Annotated in this window: 23 protein-coding genes and 1 tRNA gene; 19 read left to right on the top strand and 5 right to left on the bottom strand. The window is 42.1% G+C overall.

The annotated features are described in order from the left end of the window. Positions 1-122 precede the first annotated feature (122 nt). Positions 123-1,094 (bottom strand): 2-hydroxyacid dehydrogenase, encoded by a 972-nt coding sequence (locus NKR21_RS17570; protein ID WP_012011352.1) that lies wholly within the window; start codon positions 1,092-1,094, stop codon positions 123-125. Positions 1,095-1,647: 553 nt separating this feature from the next. Between NKR21_RS17570 and NKR21_RS17565 the strand changes: the two genes are divergently transcribed. Together NKR21_RS17565 and NKR21_RS17560 are read left to right on the top strand one after the other, a co-directional pair. After that, complete coding sequence (locus tag NKR21_RS17565; RefSeq protein ID WP_041816352.1) at positions 1,648-2,229, top strand: beta-class carbonic anhydrase; 582 nt, start codon at positions 1,648-1,650, stop codon at positions 2,227-2,229. Positions 2,230-2,266: 37 nt separating this feature from the next. Then, positions 2,267-3,889, top strand: a complete 1,623-nt coding sequence (locus NKR21_RS17560) for a SulP family inorganic anion transporter (RefSeq protein ID WP_144455485.1) — start codon at positions 2,267-2,269, stop codon at positions 3,887-3,889. 28 nt (positions 3,890-3,917) lie between these two features. Here NKR21_RS17560 and NKR21_RS17555 read toward each other — a convergent pair whose 3' ends face one another. Further along, positions 3,918-4,247: a MazG nucleotide pyrophosphohydrolase domain-containing protein gene (locus NKR21_RS17555; protein ID WP_012011348.1), complete on the bottom strand. Its 330-nt coding sequence runs from the start codon at positions 4,245-4,247 to the stop codon at positions 3,918-3,920. A gap of 137 nt (positions 4,248-4,384) precedes the next feature. Here NKR21_RS17555 and NKR21_RS17550 point away from each other — a divergent pair, with 137 nt between their 5' ends. Continuing rightward, positions 4,385-4,963 (top strand): LOG family protein, encoded by a 579-nt coding sequence (locus NKR21_RS17550; RefSeq protein WP_041815945.1) that lies wholly within the window; start codon positions 4,385-4,387, stop codon positions 4,961-4,963. Between the two features lie 59 nt (positions 4,964-5,022). On the opposite strand, the gene clpP is transcribed toward NKR21_RS17550, so the two are convergent. Beyond that, the gene (clpP, locus tag NKR21_RS17545) at positions 5,023-5,619 is read right to left on the bottom strand and encodes an ATP-dependent Clp endopeptidase proteolytic subunit ClpP (RefSeq protein ID WP_007500118.1); all 597 of its coding nucleotides are present in this window, start codon (positions 5,617-5,619) and stop codon (positions 5,023-5,025) included. A gap of 227 nt (positions 5,620-5,846) precedes the next feature. On the opposite strand from clpP, the gene NKR21_RS17540 reads away from it, so the two are divergent. From NKR21_RS17540 to abc-f, 10 genes are all read left to right on the top strand, one after another. Beyond that, positions 5,847-6,152, top strand: a complete 306-nt coding sequence (locus NKR21_RS17540; protein ID WP_012011345.1) for a TM2 domain-containing protein — start codon at positions 5,847-5,849, stop codon at positions 6,150-6,152. A 117-nt stretch (positions 6,153-6,269) separates the two neighbouring features. Further along, positions 6,270-6,345: transfer RNA gene (locus NKR21_RS17535), tRNA-Arg, on the top strand. Between the two features lie 474 nt (positions 6,346-6,819). Continuing rightward, positions 6,820-7,371 carry a hypothetical protein gene (locus NKR21_RS17530; RefSeq protein ID WP_012011343.1) on the top strand — a complete coding sequence of 184 codons (552 nt, stop codon included), beginning with the start codon at positions 6,820-6,822 and terminating at the stop codon, positions 7,369-7,371. Between the two features lie 243 nt (positions 7,372-7,614). Further along, complete coding sequence (locus tag NKR21_RS17525) at positions 7,615-8,784, top strand: macrolide family glycosyltransferase (RefSeq protein ID WP_144455487.1); 1,170 nt, start codon at positions 7,615-7,617, stop codon at positions 8,782-8,784. 123 nt (positions 8,785-8,907) lie between these two features. Next, the gene (gene nikA / locus NKR21_RS17520) at positions 8,908-10,539 is read left to right on the top strand and encodes a nickel ABC transporter substrate-binding protein (RefSeq protein ID WP_144455489.1); all 1,632 of its coding nucleotides are present in this window, start codon (positions 8,908-8,910) and stop codon (positions 10,537-10,539) included. A gap of 15 nt (positions 10,540-10,554) precedes the next feature. Further along, positions 10,555-11,484 carry a nickel/cobalt ABC transporter permease gene (gene opp1B / locus NKR21_RS17515; RefSeq protein WP_144455491.1) on the top strand — a complete coding sequence of 310 codons (930 nt, stop codon included), beginning with the start codon at positions 10,555-10,557 and terminating at the stop codon, positions 11,482-11,484. A 2-nt stretch (positions 11,485-11,486) separates the two neighbouring features. Beyond that, a complete protein-coding gene (gene opp1C, locus NKR21_RS17510) occupies positions 11,487-12,377 on the top strand; it encodes a nickel/cobalt ABC transporter permease (RefSeq protein ID WP_012011339.1) in 891 nt (296 codons plus the stop codon). Continuing rightward, positions 12,340-13,155: an ABC transporter ATP-binding protein gene (locus tag NKR21_RS17505; RefSeq protein ID WP_012011338.1), complete on the top strand. Its 816-nt coding sequence runs from the start codon at positions 12,340-12,342 to the stop codon at positions 13,153-13,155. The genes opp1C and NKR21_RS17505 overlap by 38 nt, the downstream gene beginning before the upstream one ends. Further along, positions 13,149-13,919, top strand: coding sequence for an ABC transporter ATP-binding protein (locus NKR21_RS17500; RefSeq protein ID WP_012011337.1), 771 nt, complete (start codon positions 13,149-13,151; stop codon positions 13,917-13,919). The genes NKR21_RS17505 and NKR21_RS17500 overlap by 7 nt, the downstream gene beginning before the upstream one ends. Before the next feature lie 332 nt (positions 13,920-14,251). Further along, positions 14,252-15,811, top strand: a complete 1,560-nt coding sequence (abc-f, locus tag NKR21_RS17495; RefSeq protein ID WP_192841753.1) for a ribosomal protection-like ABC-F family protein — start codon at positions 14,252-14,254, stop codon at positions 15,809-15,811. A gap of 14 nt (positions 15,812-15,825) precedes the next feature. On the opposite strand, the gene NKR21_RS17490 is transcribed toward abc-f, so the two are convergent. After that, entirely contained in the window at positions 15,826-17,235 is a 1,410-nt protein-coding gene (locus tag NKR21_RS17490; RefSeq protein ID WP_012011335.1) for a polysaccharide deacetylase family protein, read from the bottom strand. 402 nt (positions 17,236-17,637) lie between these two features. On the opposite strand from NKR21_RS17490, the gene NKR21_RS17485 reads away from it, so the two are divergent. From NKR21_RS17485 to NKR21_RS17470, 4 genes are all read left to right on the top strand, one after another. Next, on the top strand, positions 17,638-18,573 hold the full coding sequence (locus NKR21_RS17485; protein WP_225970089.1) for a FecCD family ABC transporter permease: 936 nt from the start codon (positions 17,638-17,640) through the stop codon (positions 18,571-18,573). Next, the gene (locus NKR21_RS17480; RefSeq protein WP_012011332.1) at positions 18,570-19,571 is read left to right on the top strand and encodes a FecCD family ABC transporter permease; all 1,002 of its coding nucleotides are present in this window, start codon (positions 18,570-18,572) and stop codon (positions 19,569-19,571) included. The genes NKR21_RS17485 and NKR21_RS17480 overlap by 4 nt, the downstream gene beginning before the upstream one ends. A 17-nt stretch (positions 19,572-19,588) precedes the next feature. Continuing rightward, complete coding sequence (locus tag NKR21_RS17475; protein WP_041815939.1) at positions 19,589-20,494, top strand: iron-hydroxamate ABC transporter substrate-binding protein; 906 nt, start codon at positions 19,589-19,591, stop codon at positions 20,492-20,494. A gap of 139 nt (positions 20,495-20,633) precedes the next feature. Next, positions 20,634-20,858 (top strand): phage holin, encoded by a 225-nt coding sequence (locus tag NKR21_RS17470; RefSeq protein WP_012011330.1) that lies wholly within the window; start codon positions 20,634-20,636, stop codon positions 20,856-20,858. Positions 20,859-20,946: 88 nt separating this feature from the next. Here the strand turns inward: NKR21_RS17470 and slrR are convergent, their stop codons facing one another. After that, positions 20,947-21,417 carry an HTH-type transcriptional regulator SlrR gene (gene slrR / locus NKR21_RS17465; protein WP_012011329.1) on the bottom strand — a complete coding sequence of 157 codons (471 nt, stop codon included), beginning with the start codon at positions 21,415-21,417 and terminating at the stop codon, positions 20,947-20,949. A gap of 257 nt (positions 21,418-21,674) precedes the next feature. Here slrR and NKR21_RS17460 point away from each other — a divergent pair, with 257 nt between their 5' ends. Together NKR21_RS17460 and NKR21_RS17455 are read left to right on the top strand one after the other, a co-directional pair. Beyond that, the gene (locus NKR21_RS17460; RefSeq protein WP_003213148.1) at positions 21,675-22,406 is read left to right on the top strand and encodes a YveK family protein; all 732 of its coding nucleotides are present in this window, start codon (positions 21,675-21,677) and stop codon (positions 22,404-22,406) included. Continuing rightward, positions 22,396-23,079: a CpsD/CapB family tyrosine-protein kinase gene (locus NKR21_RS17455; RefSeq protein ID WP_119125404.1), complete on the top strand. Its 684-nt coding sequence runs from the start codon at positions 22,396-22,398 to the stop codon at positions 23,077-23,079. The genes NKR21_RS17460 and NKR21_RS17455 overlap by 11 nt, the downstream gene beginning before the upstream one ends. Positions 23,080-23,135 lie beyond the last annotated feature (56 nt).

The raw sequence follows: 23,135 nt of genomic DNA, 5'->3' as shown, positions 1-23,135 counted from the left end.
CGAACATGAAGGAAATGTAAAGAAACAGGATCTTTGCTAAAATGAGGCTTTTCTCCTGATACCCTTCTGATGAAATAAAGAAAAAGACGCAGCTCTTAATTCTGCGTCTTTTCCGATTAAAATCAAGCAAGCTCTTTCACAATATCTATAGGGGCTTTGCCATCAATTCCATGAATCACATTATGAATGGCTCGTTTCAGCATAAGATCCCGTGTTGTTTCAGTAGCGGAACCGATGTGAGGGACAAGGGTGACATTGTTCATTTCTTTGAAAGGATGATTCTCCTGAAGCGGTTCCTGTTCAAACACATCAAGACCTGCACCTTTGATCCATCCCTCTTGAAGTGCTTGAATGAGGCTTTTTTCATCCACTGTTTTCCCGCGGGAGATGTTTACAAATAAAGCCGTTTGCTTCATTAACTTCAATTCTCGTTCGCCAATCATATGATACGTTTCATCGGTCAGCGGTGTAATCAAGACAATGATATCAGCTTGTTTTAACAAGTCATCAAGTGTGCAATATAAAGCGCCATATGCTGATTCAGCCTTTTCATTCCGGCTGCGGTTATAATACAGGACATTCATATCAAAACCATGAGCAGCTCGTTTGGCGACTTGTTCTCCGATTCGACCCATGCCAATAATGCCAAGCGTTTGATGATGGACATCGATGCCAAAAATATCTTCTTCCTGTACAAATTTCGTCCAATTCCCCTCACGGATAAAACGATCAAGCTCGGCAATTCTTCGTGCAGAGGAAAGAATGAGTGAAAATGCAAGGTCTGCGACAGTATGGTCGAGTGTATGGGGCGTGTGCGTCCCAATTACGCCTCTTTGCCTCATCACTTCTATATCGAAATTGTCATAGCCAACAGAGTTATTGCTCACTACCTTAAGTTTGGGAGCGTGATCTAATAGCTCTTGATCGATTTTCGTTCCAGACGTTAAAAGACCATCAGCATGCTGCAGTTTTTGAAACAAAATATCTTTTGGAATGGGGTCTTTGGATTGCCACACCTCGTATGTACAATGTTCCTTTAGTAATTCCTCAAATGAGGCGGGTAATGGTTTGGCGACAAAAATGTGTGGTGTCAATGTCAACTCGCTCCTTTCACATGATCATCTTGCTTCTTTTATTATAAAGCAACCATTTCGGTTGAACACGTTTGAAGGTTATCTGCTCAATATTTAATATACTAAAATAACGGAAAAGAGAGACAGTTTCTTAGTGAAAAGGTATATTCATATGCCATCTGATGCATTTTTTACTTATATGGAAATCAGCTAATGGGAGATGTGACATATGAAAAAGCCTGATTTTCTGAGAGATTATCTGACAAACTGGAAAATAGTTCGAGATTTTTTGATAGAAAAATGATTATATTTGAAACATATTAAACGGGAAGGTTGTTTTCTACTAAACCATTTCATCGTCTTTTGGCGATCAGAGAATGATAGATTGAAAGGAAGACCGCGCGCCCCTTGCGATGAATCGTAAATGATAGAAAATGACCACATGTCTTCTCATCGTTTTCTCATTTTTTTCTTTTTTTTCTATCATTTTTCCTCTTTATGCTTGAGAACACACGAAAGAAAAGGAGGTCAAGCAGGAGCTTACGTGACTTATAAAGAGATGGGAGATGGCAAAATGGGATCAAAATTAGAACAGATTCTTCAGCACAATTCAGAGTTCGTACATGAGAGACATTATGAGCCTTACAAAGCGGGGAAATTTCCCGAAAAGAAACTCGTTATATTAACTTGCATGGATACACGTCTTTTGGAATTATTGCCGCAATCCATGGGACTGCGCAACGGTGATGCGAAGGTCATTAAAAATGCGGGCGCCATCGTCACACATCCTTTTGGCAGTGTGATGCGGAGTATTCTTCTAGCTATCTATGAACTAAAGGCAGAAGAGGTATGCATTGTAGGACATCATGAATGCGGAATGGCAGGTCTTGCGGCAGATCCTTTACTTGAAAAGGCGAAAGCGCGCGGTATTGAAGAAAAATGTTTGAGCATTGTGAAAAACTCAGGGGTTGATTTAAAGGGATGGCTGACAGGCTTTGATTCGGTTGAAGAGAGCGTGTCCCAAAGTGTGAAATTGGTCAAAGAGCATCCACTTATGCCAAATGATGTGGCTGTTCATGGACTTGTCATTGATCCAGCAACGGGAAAGTTGGATGTCGTTGTGAAAGATAAACAGATTGATGCGCAGTATACCTAAATCATCTACACATACTTGAAGGAGGCCAACACATACCATGCGTTTTTATGGAAGATTTGAAGGATATGATACATCAAAGTTGAGGCGTGATTTAATCGCTGGGCTTGTCGTGGGCGTTGTGGCAATTCCTTTAGGCATGGCTTTTGCCATTGCATCTGGTGTCGGACCAGAATATGGATTATATACAGTCATCGTTGCCGGCATTTTGATTTCATTGTTTGGTGGTTCAAAGTATCAGATTGGCGGGCCGACTGGAGCGTTTGTTCCGATTTTATTTGGTATCGTCAGCCAATATGGTATTGAAAACTTACTCATTGCCGGTTTTATGGCAGGGTGTATACTTGTCTTATTCGGAATATTCAAACTAGGAAAGCTCATGAAATTTATTCCTCATCCGGTTATCATCGGCTTTACTGCTGGCATTGCTGTCATTATTTTTTCAGGGCAGATTGCCAACTTCCTCGGATTAAAGGGTGTTGAAAAGCATGAAAGCTTTTTCCTCAATATGAGAGAAATTGTGGTCCATCTCGGTACCGTAAACAGTCTTGCCATCCTCACAGCTGTGATTGGGCTCATTGTGATTTTGGCGGCACAAAAATACATTCCAAAAATACCTGGTGCTCTATTAGGTTTATTGGCTTCAACGTTTCTAGCTGTTCTCTTTTTCCAAGGACAAGTTGAAACGATCGGCTCGGCATACGGGGAAATTCCTCGTCAGCTGCCAAGCTTTGCTTTTCCTGAATTAACGATTGAAAAAATGATCTATCTCCTCCCTCCAGCGATTGTCATTGCACTTTTAGGCGGCGTGGAATCAATTTTATCCGCAATGGTTGCAGACAATATGAAAGGTTCAAAGCATGACAGCAATAAAGAGCTTGTCGGGCAAGGAATTGCCAATATGGCGGCACCGTTGTTTGGAGGAATTCCAGCGACTGGGGCGATTGCCCGTACGGCAACAAACATCAAAAATGGCGGAGCAAGCCCGATTTCAGGTGTTGTGCATGGCGTCGTCGTCTTGCTTATCTTAATGCTATTTGCACCATATGCGTCGATGATTCCACTTGCTGCGATGGCACCGATTTTAATGTTTGTAGCTTGGAATATGAGTGAGAAAAAAGAGTTTATCAATATTGTAAAAGTGAAAAATGCGGATTCCCTTGTACTTGTCGTTACCTTCTTGCTGACGGTCATCGGTGATTTGATAATTGGCGTCACCGCAGGGCTCATTTTAGCCTTTATCGCTTTTATCAAAAAAATGAGCCAGATAACCAGCATTCGTCCAAATGTTGTGGTTCCCCAAATGGAAACGGCAGCTGCTTTAGAAAAACAGACAGACCAGCAAGGCATCAGTATGTACGCCATTGAAGGGCCGCTGTTTTTCGGAACAACAGATTCACTCGAAAATTCAATTTTGGACCATGTTCAGACAAAGCCGAAAACGCTCATTCTGCTCATGAATAAAGTCAATTATATGGACACATCAGCAGAAGCGGTGCTGATGAATATCTCCAATCGGTTAAAGCATCATAATGGTAAGCTGATGATTGTCGGACTTCAATCACAGCCGAAAGAGCTTTTGCGTCGAACAGGTCTTTTCCATCATATTGGAAAACAGTATTTCTTTGAACGAACTGATGATATTTCACCTCAGCATCTATAGGGGTGGAAAAAAGCACGTGACAATGTGGTCACGTGCTTTTCAGTTCTGAAAAACGCTTTGTGAGTTTCTGTTGATGCGAGGAGAAAATCTCTTCTACTGTGACATCATAGAGATCGGCTAAAATAAGTAGATTCCCTAATACATCTCCCATTTCTTCAACGAGTTCTCTCTTCAACTCAGCTGATTTTTGTTTTTGCTCGTCAGGCCGGTCACGTCCGATCTCAATGGCTCTAACAGCGCGCGCGAGTTCGCCTGTTTCTTCCATCAGGAACCCTAACCGGATAAACGGTCCGTATTCTGCCCAATTTCTCTTTTTGTAAAAATCCTTGATCCATTTCTCCATCTCATTTGTTTGCATTCTCTTTAAACAGCTCCTTATATGGTGTGCACCTTTTGATTTTACACTATATATAGATGGAGCGGCTGTTTTTTGAAAAACAATTATAGTAGAATGAGTGGGTGAAGAAATCATAGAGAGAGATGGAGCTGTTTTTGATGAAAACGATTTGTGTGTTTGCTGGTTCGAATCCAGGCGTGAAGGACGTCTACAAAGAAAAGGCTGTAGAGCTAGGGGCTTATATGGCAGAGCAAGACATCCGACTTGTATACGGCGGTTCACGAATTGGATTAATGGGTGCCATTGCAGATGAGATCTTAAGACATGGCGGGCAAGTCATTGGGGTGATGCCTAAAGGGCTTTTTAGAGGAGAAGTGGTGCATCAAGAGCTGACAGAATTAATCGAAGTAACAGGAATGCACGAACGAAAAGCGAAAATGAGTGAGCTGGCTGATGGATTTATTGCAATGCCAGGCGGCTTTGGTACATATGAAGAATTATTTGAGGTGCTATGCTGGGCTCAAATCGGCATTCACCAAAAGCCAATCGGCTTGTATCAAGTGAATGACTATTTCAATCCGCTTATAGACATGGTGAAGTTTAGTGTACAGGAAGGTTTTTCGAATGAATCACATCTTCAATTGTTACATGCTTCCAGCGAACCGGAGGAATTAATTACACAGATGTCTTCTTATCAAACACCAACTCTTGAGCAGAAATGGACGGAGTTGTCGTAAAGCGTATTTTCAACACAAAAAACCGTCTGTTCAAGGAGCAGACGGTTTATTTTGTCATATTATTTTTGTTCTTCTGTATTACGGGTCAAGACTTTGTCAATGAGTCCGTATTGAAGTGCTTCTTCCGCTGTTTTGAAGTTGTCACGATCTGTATCGCGCTCAATGACTTCAATTGGCTGACCAGTACGTTCAGCAAGTACTTGGTTCAGTTTATCGCGTAAAGAAAGGATTCGTTTTGCCGCAATTTCAATTTCTGTTGCTTGACCTTGGGCACCACCTAGTGGTTGGTGAATCATGACTTCACTGTTTGGAAGGGCATAACGCTTACCTTTTTCACCAGCAGCAAGCAGGAACGCACCCATAGATGCAGCCATACCAATACAAATGGTTGATACCTTTGGTTTAATAAATTGCATCGTATCGTAAATGGCCATACCAGCTGTGATTGAACCGCCAGGGCTGTTAATGTAGATAGAAATATCTTTTTCTGGATCTTCAGCTTCTAAGAAAAGCAGCTGTGACACGATGGAGTTGGCAACATTGTCATCGATCGCAGAACCAAGCATGATAATACGGTCTTTTAAAAGACGAGAATAAATGTCGTAAGCTCTTTCCCCACGATTTGTTTGTTCAATGACTGTAGGTATTAAATTCATAATGTTCCTCCTTCACCTTTTAGGTAAGTATGTAATTCAATGATACATTTTTGGTCAATAAAGGTCAAACAAAACGCAATCAAAAAATTCGACAACCACATGTTATTTTTCCCAAAATTTATTTTCTTAAACCATGGAAAAGTTTTAAAAAAATATGGTAAAACTTTCTGCTATGAGGTAATATTACCTATGTCATCATTATATATAGTCAGAAAGAAGGAAAAAGAGTGGATAATCTTTTGGAGAAAAGTAATTTGACTGATCAACAACGTATTGTTGTATCAACCGAACTTCAAGCCAAAAAAAAGTCGAAATTAGTTGTATTTATTTTGTGGTGGTTCCTTGGAGCGATTGCCGTTCATCGTTTTTATCTTGATGAAAAGAAAGGCTATGCAGTGACTATGCTTCTACTAGGATGGTTGACATTGTTCATTTGGCCATTTATTGATGGGATCATTTGTCTTGTCAAAACAGTGGATGAAGTAAATGAAAACATAGAACGAAAAATTATTGCATCAGTTAAAAGTGCATAAGTAGACATGTCTGCATCTTTTCGGTGCAGGCTTCTTCTTTGAAGACATCAGAATATCATTGCTTTCTTGCAGCATTTCCCTTATAATTTGATATGCTGACGTTCAAAAACATATCGTGCGCTCGTAGCTCAGTTGGATAGAGCGGTGGTTTCCGGTACCACGTCTGCCGGGGGTTCGAATCCCTCCGAGCGCGTACTTGACCTTGTTTACGATGATAAAGGTCTTTCATGAACCCCTCTTCATTTGATGAGGGTTTTTTGTATGTTCAATCGGATTGATCGTTAGTGAAAAAATGATCTTGTAGCAACACAGCAACATCTATCCGAGTATAATAAAATAACCCCCACTCTTAACATAAGAATGGGGGTTATTGCTATAAAGGGGTTACCTGCCTTTTTGGCCTTTCCTGTAAATAGCCGCAGGTATAATTGTAAGAAGAACAATGATAAATCCAATCACGGATACAGTATTTTTTATTGTATTGTCATTCACAGTGAAGTTTGTCACGATCATTGCCGCCAGACAAAGAATGATGATTAAATAACTGTATTTCTCCAAGACTTTCACAAAATATCCCTCCAATATGAATCTATAAAATTGAAACAATTATTATAATATGATATTTTTACCTCATATACAAAAAATAAACAAGAAAGGGGTATATTGGATGACAACTATTTTTCATAAGAAGAGTGTTATATGCTTCATAACAGCTCTTTTCATGTTATTGTCAACGATTTTTACTGCGAATGCAACAGCAATTAGTCCTAATTCAGAAGTGGATGAAGAGTATCAAGAGTTGCTAGAGGTTTTATTGACGATTGAAGCTTTACCTGACAGCGTTATTGCAAAAGGAGATGAAGCCGTAGTTAAATGGTTGAAAGAGAACTCTAATATCCCTCTTCAACGACATGGTGAGGTTGTTACTATGGGTGTAGTTGGTTGTATTTCTGCGGTTGGAACTGCTATTATAACCAATGTTATACCAATAGCAAAAATTGCAAAAGTCAAGTCCGCAATAAAAGCTGCAGGAGGCGCGACAAAATTTGTTAAAACATTGATTCCAGCGTATAAAGCCGCCAGACAGGCGGGGAAAAGTAAGTGGAATGCTGTAAAGGCAGCTGTAAATAAAGCAGCGAAAAATGCTAGTCCTGAAGCAAAAAGAGCACTGCTTGAATTTTTCAATATAGGAAATGTGTATTCAGCGTGCTTTGAATAAATATCAAAACATCAGATCCGATCTCCATTGAAAAAACAGTCTGATGTATTTAAAAAAAATGCTTCTCAAATCATAATGTGAAAAAGACAAAGTGCTTATTAGGAGACTTTGTCTTTTTTCCTGCCACTTTATCATGAAATACTAGCCATAAGACTCATTTCTTCCCTTTACAGGCGTATTTGTTGAGCCTGCTGGCTGTATATGATTAACATGGAAGAGAATTGACAATGAGGAGGTATTTCTGTGGCGAAGGTTTTATTGATTACATTTCCTGCTGAAGGGCATGTGAATCCTATGTTAGGAATCATCAAAGCATGGACAGATCGTGGAGATGAAGTGCATGCGGTCACAACTGTACATTATGAAGAACGAATGAAACGCTTAGGCGCTCACGTACATAAACATCCAGACTATATTCGGACATTACATGTGGACGAAGGAAATCTCGATTCCATGCAGCCGTTCTTTCATGCGATGCTGCAAACATCATTTGATATTTTAGGGGTGGTGGAAACCCTATCTCAGCAGCATTCATTTGATTTTGTCTATTTTGATATGTTTGGGGCTGGGGAGCTTGTTCGAGATTACTTACAAATTCCAGGGATCGGTTCAAATCCATCCTTTGTGCTGCAAGAGGCGCATTTTGATACACCGCTATACAGAAAGGATGAGAGAGCTGATCATCTATTAGAAAGCATACAAGAGCGTTTTGGCGTTCAGCCAACGCGTTTGATGCAATTTATGAAAAATCGCGGAGAACTGAATATCGTGTATACAAGTGAATATTTTCAGCCTTCTGTCGATGCAGTGAACGACTCATTTGTTTTCATTGGACCGAGCTTTCTAAAAAGGGCAGATCAGCATGATTTCCCGCTGGAAGCTCTTGAGCGAGAAAAAGTTGTCTTTATTTCGATGGGAACTGTTCTTGGAGATACAGAGGCATTTTTTAATTTGTGTATTGATGCCTTTGCCGACTTTGATGGAAAAGTGGTACTCGCAACAGGTGAAAAAGTGGATCGGTCTCTCTTAAAAGAAGCACCTTCTCATTTTCTGATCGAGCCTTATGTGCCACAGCTTGAAGTGCTTGAACTGACAGATGTGTTTGTGACACATGGCGGAATGAACAGTGTCAATGAAGGCATTCATTATCACGTGCCAATGGTTGTCATTCCGGTCGACAAAGATCAGCCGATGGTCGCACAAAGACTGACCGAGCTATCTGCTGCCCGAGCACTTGATAAAGATCAACTGACAGCAAAGCAGCTAAGAGAAACCGTGGAATCTGTTCTAGGAAGCGACACGTACCGTGCTGGAATTGAAAAAATTGAAGAAAGCTTCCAAACAGCAGGTGGAACCGATAAAGCATTGCGGACGATCGATCATTGGATGCAGACGAAACAGACTCTATTATGAGTCTGTTTTTTTGATGAAAAAAGTGATTGTATTCCCGAATCCTGTATGCTATTATTCAATTCGTAATCATTTCGATTAATAACCGTAATGATTACGATAATACAAGATTCGGAGGAAGTACATATGAGTGATCAGCCTGTTTACATAAAGAAAAAGCAAACCTATGTGACATACACCTTGATGCTTTTTTCAGTCATGGCTTGTTTTTTGTTGGCATCATGTTCTGATAACAAAGCATCTTCCGGTATGAATGACAGAGAAGAAGATGAGCTGGTGTATGCAAGTACAAAAGATATAAGGGATATCAATCCCCATTTATATGGCGGAGAGATGGCCGCTCAAAATATGGTGTTTGAATCGCTTGTCGTCAATACAGAGAAGGGCGTTCAGCCTGCCTTAGCCAAAAGTTGGGACATTTCAAAGGATGGGAGGACCTACACCTTTCACCTTCGAAAAGGTGTGACTTTTTCAGACGGTGAGCCTTTTAATGCAAAGGCAGTGAAAATGAATATGGACGCCGTCGTTAAAAACATTGAAAAGAACGCTTGGCTGAATCTCGTATCCGAAATCAAATCCACAAAGGCGGTGGACGAATATACTTTTATTCTCACATTAAAAGAGCCTTATTATCCTACGTTAGAAGAATTGGGCTTAACACGTCCCTTCCGTTTTATTTCTCCAAAAAGCTTCATTGATGGAACGACTGCAAAAGGAGTTCAAAGCTATGCAGGCACAGGTCCTTATGTGCTAAAGGAACATAAAAAAAATCAATATGCCGTTTTTAAAGCGAATGACCACTACTGGGGGAGAAAGCCAAACATTTCAACAGTGAAATGGAAAGTCATGCCGGATCATCAAACGATTTTACTTGCTCTGCAAAAAGGAGAAATAGATCTCTTATTTGGAGCGGATGGTGACATGATCGACGGAGACTCATTCCTGGCTTTAAAGGAAGCAGGTCAATATGGTGTGACCGTGAGTCCACCTGTTGGTTCGAGGTCGATTGTCATCAATTCAAACCAGCCAATGACAAAAGATCCGAAAGTCAGAGAAGCGTTTCAATATGCCATTCAAAAAGAGATGATCACAAAAGGCATTTTAAATGGAACGGAACAGGTGGCCCATACGCTGCTTGCCCCGTCAGTCCCTTACGCGGATATCCCTCTGAAAAAGAAAACCTATCAAAAAGAGAAAGCAGAGACATTATTGGATGAGGCAGGCTGGAAGCTGAAAGAAGATGGCTACCGCTATCAAAATGGCAAAAGGCTGAGTGTCACCATTTACTATAATTCCGATAATGCAGGCGAAAGAACGATAAGTGAATCGATTCAACAAGATTTCAAGCAGGTTGGAGTTAATCTGGATATTAGAGGAGAAGAAAAACAGGCATTTCTAGATCGACAAAAAACAGGGAAATTCGACCTGATGTACTCACTATCATGGGGACTTCCTTATGATCCTCAAACCTATGTTTCTTCGTTCCGCGTAGCATCACATGCTGATTACCAAGCCCAATTAGGGTTGAAGAAGAAAAAGTGGCTGGACGAGACGATTACGAAAGTATTGGTAGAACCAGATGAGAAAAAGCGGAAACAAATGTATCGAGACGTCTTGACGTATATTCATGATGAAAATGTCTACATTCCAATCTCTTATTCTGTGACAAAGGCCGTTTATAATAAGCGCCTGAAAGGCATTGGTTTTCACGTGTCACAGTATGAAATTCCTTTTGACCGTATGTATTTTTCGTCATAAAGAGGAGGCGCACACATGACACGCTATCTCTTCAAACGAATATTGCTTCTTTTCCCACTCATGGTGTTTATTACTTTCTTTGCCTTTGTCCTGCTGACGATGCGGGCAAGTGATCCAGCTGAAGTCGCTTTGCGGGTGAATCAAGTCACTCCAACAGAAGACATGATTGAATCGATGCGGCAGGAGCTAGGCTTAGATCAGCCATTTCTAATACGGTATGTCACATGGCTTAAAGATGGATTATCAGGTGATTTTGGCAGGAGTTATGTCACACAAGAACCGGTTTTTGATCTCATCATGGGGGCGATGCCTGCTACATTGCAGCTTGCAGGAGCAGCGCTCTTTTTCATCATTGTGCTGAGTTTGTTATTCGGAGTGATCTGTGCGTATGCAGCGCATACCTGGTTGGACCGAGTACTGCGAGCCTTTGTGTTTATCGCTGCTTCAATGCCTAGTTTTTGGTTAGGGATTTTATTTATTTGGCTTTTTTCTGTCAAATTCAATTGGGTTAATACAAGTGGTATGGAAGGGTTCAAATCGCTTCTTCTCCCAGCTGTCACACTATCGCTTGGCTACTTATCCACCTATGTGAGACTGATCCGAAATCAAATCCTGAAATTTCAGCACGAGCCCTTTGTTTTTTATGCAAGAGCTCGCGGGTTAAAGGAACGCGCTATTCAATTGAAAGTGATGAGACATGCGCTTCAATTAGCGGTGACAGCACTTGGTATGTCTATTCCTAAGCTTATTGCTGGCACGGTTATTATTGAAAATCTTTTTGCTTGGCCAGGGGTTGGCCGGTTGTGTGTAACAGCTATTTTTCACGCTGATTTTCCGATTATTCAAGCTTATTTATTTGTGATGGGGTTCCTTTTTGTTGTGTGTAACCTCGTGGCTGATGTTGTACAAATGATGATGAATCCTCAACTGCGAAAGAAGGCGTGAAAGTGAAGATAGGTTGGCAACAATTAAAAAAAGATCGTATGGCGGTTGTTTCTATCTGGTTCTTAGTACTTGTGGCTTTAGCAGGACTGCTTGCACCAGTGCTCGCACCACATGACCCAACCGAAACGAACATTCTTCAAAAATATGCCGGCATCAGTCTGACTTATCCGCTTGGAACGGATCAGCTCGGGAGGTGCGTATTGTCACGGCTTTTATATGGGATTCGCACCACAATGCTTGCGGCGATGCTGACGATGTGTATAACGATGCTCATTGGCAGTTTACTTGGAATCATGGCGGGTTTTTTCCGAGGAAAGGTGGACGGCTTGTTGATGAGGGTGTGTGATGTCATGCTCTCCTTCCCAGCAGAAGTGATGATTCTAGCGATTGTCGGGATACTGGGGCCTGGACTGTTCAATATAATTTTGGCAAATGTCCTAGCGAAATGGGCTTGGTATACAAGGATGATTCGTTCATCTGTTCTGCAATATGTGAATGAACCATCTGTTCAGTTTGTAAAAGTGTCTGGCGGCTCTCCATTTTACATCCTGAGAAAACATTTATTTCCTCGCATTTCAGGAGAAATAGCTGTTTTTGCGACACTTGATGCGGGATGGGTCATTTTAAATATATCAGCCTTGTCTTTTCTGGGATTAGGTGTGAGCGCACCTACCCCGGAATGGGGGATGATGCTCAACGAAGCGAAAAATGTCATGGTGACCCATCCAGCCCATATGCTTGCGCCTGGGCTCGCCATCTTATTTGTGGTCATGGCGCTGAACTTTTTAGGAGACAGCCTGCAACAGGCTACGACCCCTGCGATGTATCATCACAATAAGAAGGGAGCGAGACCATTTGCCTTTCATCGACGTAAAAAACCTGTCCGTACATGATCCAGTCCAGCAAAAGAGTATCGTGACGAACATGACATTCTCCTTACAGCAGCAACACTGTTTAGCCATAATTGGAGAAAGTGGGAGCGGAAAATCAACCGTCGCAAAAGCGTTAATTGGCTTGATTCCACCTTCGCTAGAAGTAGAGGGGACGATCCTATTTGACGATGAAACATTGACAATTCAGACGGCTGAGCAGTGGCGAGGCAAGCGAATTGGCTTCATCTCACAGGATGCGATGAATGCGTTCAACCCCATCGAAACCATTGGTCATCAAATGATGGAAACATTCCAGCGACATTTGGGCTTACACGGAAATAAAGGGAAAGCACATGCCATCGCGGGACTGGAGCGAGTTCATTTGAATAATCCAAATGAATTATTGAAGAAATATCCTCATGAATTATCTGGAGGTATGCTTCAGCGAGTGATGATTGCAATCGCGATGATGCTTTCTCCTGATGTGATTATTGCCGATGAGCCAACTTCGTCGCTTGATGCGTATAATCGGCGTGAAGTTATCATGCAATTACAGAGGCTGAAAGAAGAAACAGGCGCGGTCTTGATCATCATTTCGCATGATTTAGGCGTCGTTCAGGCAATTGCTGACGAGGTGTTGGTGATGCATCAAGGGGAGATGCTTGAGCATCGCCCAGCTGAGAAGATATTCACAGTGCCTGAGCATCAACAAACGAAGCATCTACTTGAGACGAGGCGCCGATTATCTGCCCCCCTGGAAACGTTGCGGCAGCAGAGGGTGAGGGCATTTCCATGTTGATCACAGCTGATAGTCTCATCAAACATGGAGGAAAGAAAGGTTTCTTTCCTCGGCAAATACGGTCAACACCACGCATCTCAAACGTTTCGTTTGAAATCGAAAAGGGACAATGTGCCGGATTAGTCGGTGAAAGCGGCAGCGGTAAAAGTACATTGGCACGAATCCTGCTCGGTTTAGAAAAAATAGATCACGGCAAGGTGCAGATTGATGGGAAGTCAGCTGACACATGGCGGAAGATGAACCGTGGAAAAATGGGTGTTGTTTTTCAGGATTATCGATCTTCAGTTCACCCTTCCTTTACGGTGAAAGAGATTGTTGCGGAACCTATGCGATTGTTAAAGCAGGAAAAAAATGTGGATCAGAAGATTTTATCGTTGCTTGAACAAGTCAGATTACCCTCTTCTTTACTAAATCAGTATGCTCATCAGCTAAGCGGTGGACAGCTCCAGCGAGTGTGTATCGCACGAGCAATTTCAACGCATCCATCCATTCTCATACTAGACGAAGTTCTGAGCTCACTAGATGTCTCTGTTCAGGTGCAAATATTGGAGCTGCTCGAGACATTAAAACAAGAGCTAGACATGACCATCCTTATGATTACTCATGATATAGAAGCGGCAGTGTATCTATGTGATCGTCTCCTTTTCTTACATGAAGGAAGCATAGTGGAAGAATGTAATAAGAATGAACTGCTTGATGCGGTTCATCCATTTACGCTGAAATTAATGGACTCACTTATGCCATTTCAACTTGACAAAAAATAACCAATCTTTTATCGTATACGTAACAAACGACGGAAGGGTGACCCAATGCAATGAAGTACTAATCCTATGACCTGTAAGCAAAATGAAAAAACAAAGGCAGTGAGCAAACAATTAGTTTGCCATGTTTGCTGCGTTTTCATTTTTTAGCTTCGGAATAGGATGGTACAGCATGGGAATCAAAGAATGACGTGATTGATACGGGGGATGTGTGTGTTCAGGTAGGAACGGCACGTCATCCGGGATTGATCCGCTTATTTTTGTACACCATTTTGCCTCCTATTCTGAGAATGGGAGGCTTTTTCATGTCTCCTGATACGAAAGGAGAGGGTTGGATGTTAGTAAAAGCCAATCAGTTAAAAGTATTTCGAAAAGACCGATTGTTATTTGATATTGAGGAACTTACCATCCATCAAAGTGACCGTATTGGACTTGTCGGGGCAAATGGAAGCGGGAAAACGACACTATTACACGTGCTCACGGGGCAAGAGAAACCAGACAGTGGCACGTTTGCTGCCACAACGACCTGCACACTGCTACCTCAGCTAAAACAAGCAGAAGGCACACAGAGTGGTGGTGAGATGACCCAGACTTATATTGAGCGCGCGTTAAATCGTCCTTCTGCCCTTTTATTAGCAGATGAACCAACGACTCATTTAGATACTGAGCACATTGAGTGGTTGGAAGAAAAGCTTCACACTTATCAAGGAGCTCTCATCGTCGTTTCACATGATCGTGCTTTTTTAGATGCGGTATGTACGGAAATTTGGGAGCTGGATCATGGACGTCTCAATCAATACAAAGGCAACTACACGCATTTTGCACAGCAAAAAGAGTTAGCGCATCGTCAGCAGATGGAAGCGTATGAAGCTTATACACAAAAGAAAAAACAGTTAGAGCATGCGCTGGAAAAGAAAAAGAAAAAAGCCGACAAAGCGACAAAGCCATCTCAAAAGCTGAAATCCTCAGGGCCAAAAATTGCAAAGCCCTACTATGCAAATAAGCAAAAAAAGCTGCAAAAAACCGCCAAATCAATTGAAACAAGGATGGAGAAATTAGAAAAAGTTGAAAAAGTAAAAGACATTCAGCCCATTCAAATGACGCAGCATTCAATGAAGGAAGTAGCGAGCCGTACCATTTTGCGAGTGAAAAATGTAGATGGCAAGGTTGGCGATCAATTGCTTTGGAAGCAGGCGAATGTGGAAGTGAGAGGCGGGGACAAGGTTGCCATCATTGGCAAGAATGGGAGCGGAAAAACGACATTTCTCCGAATGCTGGTGAATGGACATCCCGGAGTTTCTCGCTCAGAAGCTGTCAAGCTAGGCTATTTTCGTCAAGATCTTTCAGGATTAACGGTAGATGAATCAATTTTACAAAATGCGCTGAAAGAGGCAGTTCAAGATGAGACAGTGGTACGAACGGTTTTAGCGAGACTTGGATTTCGAGGAGATGACGTGCATAAACCTGTTGGGGTGTTAAGCGGGGGAGAACGGGTGAAGACCATGCTGGCGTCCTTACTTGTCAGCGATGCCAATGTTCTTATGCTGGATGAACCGACGAACTTTCTAGATCTGGCGGCAGTTGAAGCGCTTGAAGGTCTCTTGAGGGATTACCCAGGTACTGTTGTGTTCATTTCCCACGACCGCAGACTGATTGAGAAGGTGGCAACTCGCATTTTTCATGTTCATGAAAAGCGTATTGAAGCATTTGACGGAACATATGAAGCGTATAAACAAAAAGACGACAAACCAGCTGTGACCCAAAGAGAAGAGGAGCTGCTGTTAATTGATTTACAGCTGTCTGAAGTGCTCAGCCGGTTAAGTATTGAGCCGTCTCAGGAGCTGGAGGAGACATTTCAAGCATTATTGAAACAAAAAAAATCTTTGGAGTCATAAAGAAAACCCCTGTGTTATTGCACAGGGGCTTGTTCATGTCGCTCTTTTTTTAATTCATCAAGTTCGCTGACTGTGACGAGCTGATACCCTTGTTTGGTGAGTTCATGAATGATCTTCACTGCTGCTTGAGCTGAGCTGTCATAAATATCGTGCATCAATACCGTTCTACCATCTGCTGCATGTGAGAGAACGTGGTTTGTGATCTGCTGGCTGTTGCGAACTTTCCAATCCTCTGGATCAACATCCCATAAAGAGACCTTCATCCCAACCGCTTGATTGATGTTTTGATTTGTTCCACCATATGGCGGTCTAAAGTGAGTAGGTGTATAGCCGCTCGCTTTCTCAATCAGCTTCTGAGTGTCCTTTACTTGTTTCACCGCCTCTTTTAAAGGAAGTCTTGTTAATAAAGGATGACTGTAAGAGTGGTTCCCGATTTCATTCCCGCCTTTTAGAATATCGGCAAGCATACCAGGGTAATACTGCACCCTGCTGCCTAATACGAAAAAGGTCGCATGTCCTTTATTTTCCTTCAGTGCTTCTAAAATTTTTGAGGTGGTCGCAGGGTTCGGACCATCATCAAATGTAAGGGCAATGGCTTTTTGATTTAGATCAAGTTTTGATTTTTGCGGCAGCTTGACGGCTTTTCTTTTCGGATTTGGTTCTTTCATTTCATTTTGATTTTTGGTTTTATTCATATATTCTGGCTTCATTATATCTTTCAGCAGCGTCTTTTTAATCGCGAGTGTTTGCGGACCAAGATCCTCGTCGGCGACTTGCGAGGCTGGGAAATAAAATTCTACATATTTCTCTTTCAAGGCAAATTGACTGAAGTTTTGAGCAGTCGGGGCTGTTCCTTTCTGAAGGAGCGCTTGATCCTTAGATAAGGTTTTGTCCTTTTGAAGCTCCGAATATGTAATGTAGGATAATTTCTTCAAAAAGTTGGTTTTAGGCAGAAATAGATCTTTTGTGTCAAGAAAGGTTTTTTTCTGAAAATCATAGTTGATCGTGAGATGATTAGTGGTCCCATTTTGCTGACCTGTATAGGTATAAGTGGTAAAGCGAATCGCAGCAGACTGCTTCGCATAATGCACCATATCATAATCAATATTCAATTCAAAGCGTTTGTTTTCATCGACGTCCTTGGCTTCACTAAACGTCTTTTTGAAATGCTCTAAAGCTGAATTGGCGTAGCTTTGAATCTTGTCATCTAGCTTCTTTTGATGAAAAAGAGGATAGTTGACTGCATATCTCATAAATTTCCCGTCATTTACGAGAGTAACGATTTCGACGTTTTTATAGTTCGTATCCTGTTTTACATTTTTCTTCTCGGTTCCACTTGCTTGTTGATTCTGAAAGAAAGCAACGACTCCAATGACGATCGCAAGTGCAAATAGGCCGATACTCCATTTTCCCTTTAGTGACACAACGTTCAAATCTCCTCTCAAGACGGGCCATTCTTTATCAGTTTGACATCTGTTTGTAATATTTTTATAACATTTGACTTACTTTTGTAATTTTAGAGGATATCCAGGCGGAATGTCAACTATTTTCCTATTAAACTATGAGAAAAAATGATAGGCCGTTTGAAATGAGCAAAGGCTGTCACCTGAATACCTTCATTAATTAAAAAATAAGGCGTAGATTGATTTTTGACAGGCAGGCAGATATAATTTTGATGATTATGATTCTCATTTTCAAACAGACTTTTAATGAAGAAAAGGATGACACCGATTTTGCAGGATAAGCGAACACCTCAACAAAAACGATCATCATATATTTTGTTCTTTTTGATATTTTTTCTCGCCGTCATTGGTTTGGCGGCTGCCATGTTTTTGGCTGTGTCATATGGTGCCAAAACATTGTCTCTGCAAACGGTTTGGACAGCTGTATTTAATTATCAGTCAGATGTCACAGAGCAACAGATCATCCATGAATTAAGACTTCCACGTGTTTTAGGAGCAGCTCTTGTTGGAGCGGCATTTGCCGTAGCGGGTGCGCTCATGCAGGGAATAACAAGAAACCCGCTGGCCGATGCGGGGATTTTGGGCATCAATGGCGGTGCGATGTTTGTGGTCGCTCTCTGTTTTGCTTTTTTCCCAGGCATCCCTTATTCGGCATTGATGTTGTTTTCCTTTATTGGTGCAGTGCTTAGTACGCTGCTGATCTTTGCGATTGGTGCGGCTGGTGGCGTTTTGACACCACTGCGCTTAACAGTAGCAGGAGCCGTAGTGGCTGCATTGCTTCATGCACTTAGCTCTGGAATCGCGATTTATTTTGACTTAAGTCAGGACCTTGCGTTTTGGTATGCAGGCGGAGTGGCTGGTGTGAAATGGCCGCAGCTGACTATTCTTGCCCCGGTCATTCTCATAGTGATCGTATGGGCGATGCTATTAGGACGGTCACTTTCGCTACTGTCGCTTGGTGAAGATGTTGCGGCAAATTTAGGGGTGAAAACGCGACAAGTGCGAATACTAGGAATGGTAGCTGCTGTATTATTAGCAGGGGTTTCTGTATCAGCAGTCGGCTCCATTGGATTTGTCGGTCTTGTTATCCCGCATATCGCACGAAAGCTGGTTGGTGTAAACTATCGTTTCGTCATTCCGATGTCAGCGATATTAGGCGCGGTGCTGCTTGTCTTTGCTGACCTTGCCAGCCGCACCGTTAATCCGCCGCGAGAGCTTGCTATTGGCGTGATGGTGGCACTTGTCGGTGTTCCTTTCTTCTTATATATTGCCAGAAAAGAAGGGAGGAACCTGTCGTGAGAGAGAAAAAGCGAGCTCTTGCTGTGACAGTCGTTTTGCTTTGTCTAAGTGCGGCTGTTGTGCTGTATAGCTTAAATACCGGTACGCTGAAACTGAATCCTCTTGTGGTCGTCAAAACGTTATTCGGCTTTGGAGATTTTCAAAGTGAAACGGTGCTGTTTGACTATCGTCTGCCCCGAATCGTGGTAACGATGCTAGCGGGAATTGGTCTTGGTATTGCGGGAGGCATTTTGCAAAGTCTATCTCGTAACCCGCTGGCCGATCCAGGGATTATTGGACTGAATGCAGGCGCCGCTTTTGGCTTAATCGTGTTTGTGACGTATTTTCACGCACTAGAAGGCAATCCCTCTCTTCTTATTCCGCTCTTCACATTTGGCGGGGGACTTCTTGCGGCAGCGGTCATCGTGCTTTTGGCGTATGACCGGCAGGAAGGTCTCGTTCCCATTCGGCTGATCCTAGTAGGAATTGCGGTGGCAGCGGGATTCAGTGCTTTGACATTATTTTTGTCACTCAAGCTAGATGAAGATACTTATACATTTGCTTCAAGATGGCTTGTTGGCAATGTATGGGGGAGAGACTGGATTCATGTGTTAGCGCTTTTGCCTTGGATTGTATGTCTTGTACCGCTTACGTTGATGCAGTCAAGCACGCTCAATGCGTTGACATTAGGAGATGCTGTTGCCTCAAGTGTCGGTGTACGTGTCCAGCGTCAGCGTCTCCTTTTGCTAACCTTAGCTGTTGGTTTGGCGAGTGCAAGTGTTTCGATGACAGGTGGTATTGGTTTTATTGGACTTGTCGCCCCGCATTTGGCAAGGCGGCTTGTCGGCTCACTTCATCAATATTTTTTACCTGTTAGTGGGCTCATCGGCTTGTTGATTTTGGTTAGTGCCGATACAATCGGACGTTCCATCTTTGCCCCAAATGCTATACCAGCGGGTGTCGTTGTGGCTTTTATCGGCGCTCCTTATTTTCTCTATTTATTAGCAAAAACGAAATAAACAAGAAAGAGGAACTCATCATGAAAAAATTACTTGTACTTGGTTTAACGCTCTGTTTCATCATACTTGCTGCTTGTGGTCAACAGGAAACAAAGAATAAAGCAACTCAAAATGATCATGGAACACCGAAAATTGCTTCCTTGTCTATTCATTTAACGAATGACTTATTAGCACTCGGTATCAAGCCGGCAGGCTCTGTTGTAGGAGGGGATTTAAAGGATTTCCTTCCACATGCGAAAAAGCAGCTGAGTGGTACGAAGAAGCTTGGTATCGCAGCCGATCCCGATATGGAGTCTCTGCTTGCCCTACAACCAGATGTTATTTACGTTGATGAAGAACTAGCTGGACAAGATTTATCGAAATATAAGAAAATCGCCAAAACAGAAGTATTTAATTTAAATAACGGCACTTGGCGCGATCATTTGAAAAAAATCGGCAAGCTCGTCAATAAAGAGAAAGAAGCCGATCAATATATTCAGGATTACAATCAAGAAGCAAAAGAAGTCAAATCACTCATCAAACAAAAGATTGGAAACGGAAAAGTAATGGCGATCCGTGTGACGGCAAAAGAGCTTCGAGTATTTAGCATGAAGCGCCCAATGGGTCCAATCTTGTACGAGGATTTAGGCCTTACACCTGTCGATGGTGTGAAGAAACTGGACAGCAAGCGTCCATTTGAAGTGATTTCTCAAGAGGTTCTTCCTGACTATGATGCAGATGCTATCTTTGTCGTCGTGAACCGCGATGATAAAGCGCAGCAAGCATTCAAGCAACTAGAAAAGACACCGATTTGGAAGGGTCTAAAAGCTGTGAAGAACAATCAGGTCTATCCGATTGCCGATCAGCCATGGCTCGATTACTCAGCACTAGGCAATAAAATGGCATTGGATGAAGCGAAAGAGATGTTCTCTACATCAAAATAAGATGAAATCAGGCATCATTCCTTATATAGGTATGATGTCTCTTTTTTTGATCCGGTCTTCTATTCATTCGGCTTTTGCATACATATGAGAAAGAACGAGCCGTATCACCCGTGAAGGGGAAGAAAGGGAGGGGTTACAGTTGGAGGTTCAAAAAATTAGTGCAGGTACAATCGCAAGGCTTGTACTGCTTTTGCTCGCACTTGTCAACAGTGCGCTAACCGCTGCGGGAAAAAGCCCAATTCCTATTGATGAAGAAGGTATTCAACAATTCATCACGTTAGCCTTTCTTGGGATTACATCTCTCTGGGCCTATTGGAAAAACAATGATATAACGAAAAAAGCACGAACAAAAAAAGCAGAATAAGAGGAAAAAGAGCCTTTTCATGATAAAAGGCTCTTTTTCAGCGAAGCGTCAAACGCCTCTCCCCGCAATTTGACTCTTCCTGAAAGGCTTACGCCCGTCGTTCTCCCATGTTGGCAAGGAATGCTTTTACTTCCTCAATGCTTAAGCCGATAGCCTTTGCTTCACTCATCAGACCCTTCCACTCTGATATATTCGAATCCGTCAGCTTTCTATGAGTGACATGTAACGTTCTATCTTCCTGCTCCTTTCGAGACGTTTGGAGAAGCTGATAGAGTTCTTCTTTTGGCATGCCGGATTGGACGGCATTGACGATATGCTCCCGCCATTCGTGTTCACCACTCTCAGCGTCATGAAACATCATCGTCTCTGCATCAAACAGCTCTTGTAAATCAATCTCTAGCGAAGAGGATACCTTTTTTAAAAACTGGACAGATGGATTTCTGTGGACACCGCGCTCAATCTTACTCAAATACGATTTAGAGACATGGGCATCTTCAGCCAGCTGCTGAATGGAGTATCCTTTCCTCTTTCGGTAAATGCGTATCACCTTTCCTATCATTCGATCAATGATCTCCCTTCTCCCTAGCTAATCGTAGTGCGACCTTTTCGTTCATTATAAGAAATAAATTGTTCTTTATAAAATTCAAAAACGTAAGAATCAGGAAGTAAACAAAAGAAAACGAACGATTTCGTTCTTTAAAAAGAACTATAAGACCTATTATGACATTTTTCTTTGCGGGTATTATCTTTTATAATCCAATCATTAACAAAAAGAAACCATATATAACCTTTTTATGATGAAATCGGGAGGTATCTATGAATGAGAATATAGGTTTTAAGCAGCTGTTTTCTGTCATTAAAGAGAAAATGGCCCTTCTGATCCTGATTGTCCTGATCGTAACGGGCATTTCAGCCTACTATCAGTTCTATGTCTCGACTCCTGTATATCAGGCAACCACTCAAATTCTTGTTCATAAACGCAGCAATGACGCACAAGCAAACTTAAACGATATTCAGATGAACCTTCAATATACACGTACCTTTCAAGTTTTATTAAAAAGTCCAATCGTCATTGAAAAAGTAAAAGAAACACTCAACCTCACAGAATCAGCTGAAGGATTAAAACACAAAATTGCCACAAGTACAGAAAATGAGTCAGAGGTCATTAATATTTCTGTACAAGATGAGGATCGCGCAAAGGCAGTTGCCATTGCGAATACTGCAACAGAGGTGCTGCAAGAAGAAATCAAAAAAACCATGAATATGGATCGCATTAATGTTTTGTCTGAAGCCAAACTGTCCAATACGATTCTTATGAATTCAAGAAAATTCGTTCATATCGTACTGGCACTAGGCGCCTCTTTATTAGGGGGGGTAACACTCATTTTCTTAATGAACTTACTCGATGATACTGTAAAACGAACACATCAAATAAGAGAAGAGATCGGATTGCCGTCGCTCGGCAGCGTCTATCAGATGCAGGCAGACAGGAGGGCAAAAAAAGACAAGCAGTCCGTCATAACGGGAGGACAGAACATTGATCTTTAAGAGAAAGAAAAGAGAAAAGAGAGATTTATCCTGTATTTCAGTATTAAATCCTCACTCTGTCATAGCAGAACAATTCCGTACGATCCGAACGAACATTGAATTCACATCCATCCAAACAAGGTTGAAATCTATATTGGTGACATCCTCCTTGCCGAAGGAAGGGAAATCATTTACGGCTGCAAACCTAGCAGCTGTTTTTGCACAGCAGAAAAAGCGGGTGCTGCTGATGGATGCTGATTTGCGAAAGCCGGCTGTTCATGAATATTTTGACCTGAGTCATCATACGGGCTTGACCAATGTGCTATTAAATAATTGCAGCTTGGAGGAAGCCATTTTACCCACACCCATTGAGCATTTAGAGCTGCTTCCGAGCGGAACCATTCCGCCGAATCCAGCTGAGCTGCTCTCCTCTTCTGTCATGAAGCAGCTGTTTTATGAAATCGAACAGCAATATGACATGGTGATTGTGGATTCTGCGCCGCTTCTGCCAGTGGCCGATGCAAAGATCCTGGCGAACCGGACAGATGGAAGCATTCTCGTTGTCTTAAGCGGCAAAACAAAGATAGCTGCAGTGAAGAAATCAAAAGAAGTATTAGACGGGACAACAGGTAAACTACTTGGAGCTATGCTAAATGGAAAAAAAGAGAAAAAGGGAAGGCTGTATATGTATTAACAAGATTGATAGGTGATGTCTCCTAATCTTTAACAATGGAGGCACTCGATCCTGCT

This window comes from Bacillus sp. 1735sda2 (genome assembly GCF_024159245.1).
GTDB classification, from domain to species: Bacteria; Bacillota; Bacilli; order Bacillales; family Bacillaceae; genus Bacillus; species Bacillus pumilus_O.
The sequence above is the reverse complement of the archived record's forward strand: the minus strand, read 5'-3'. Positions and strand labels throughout refer to the sequence as shown.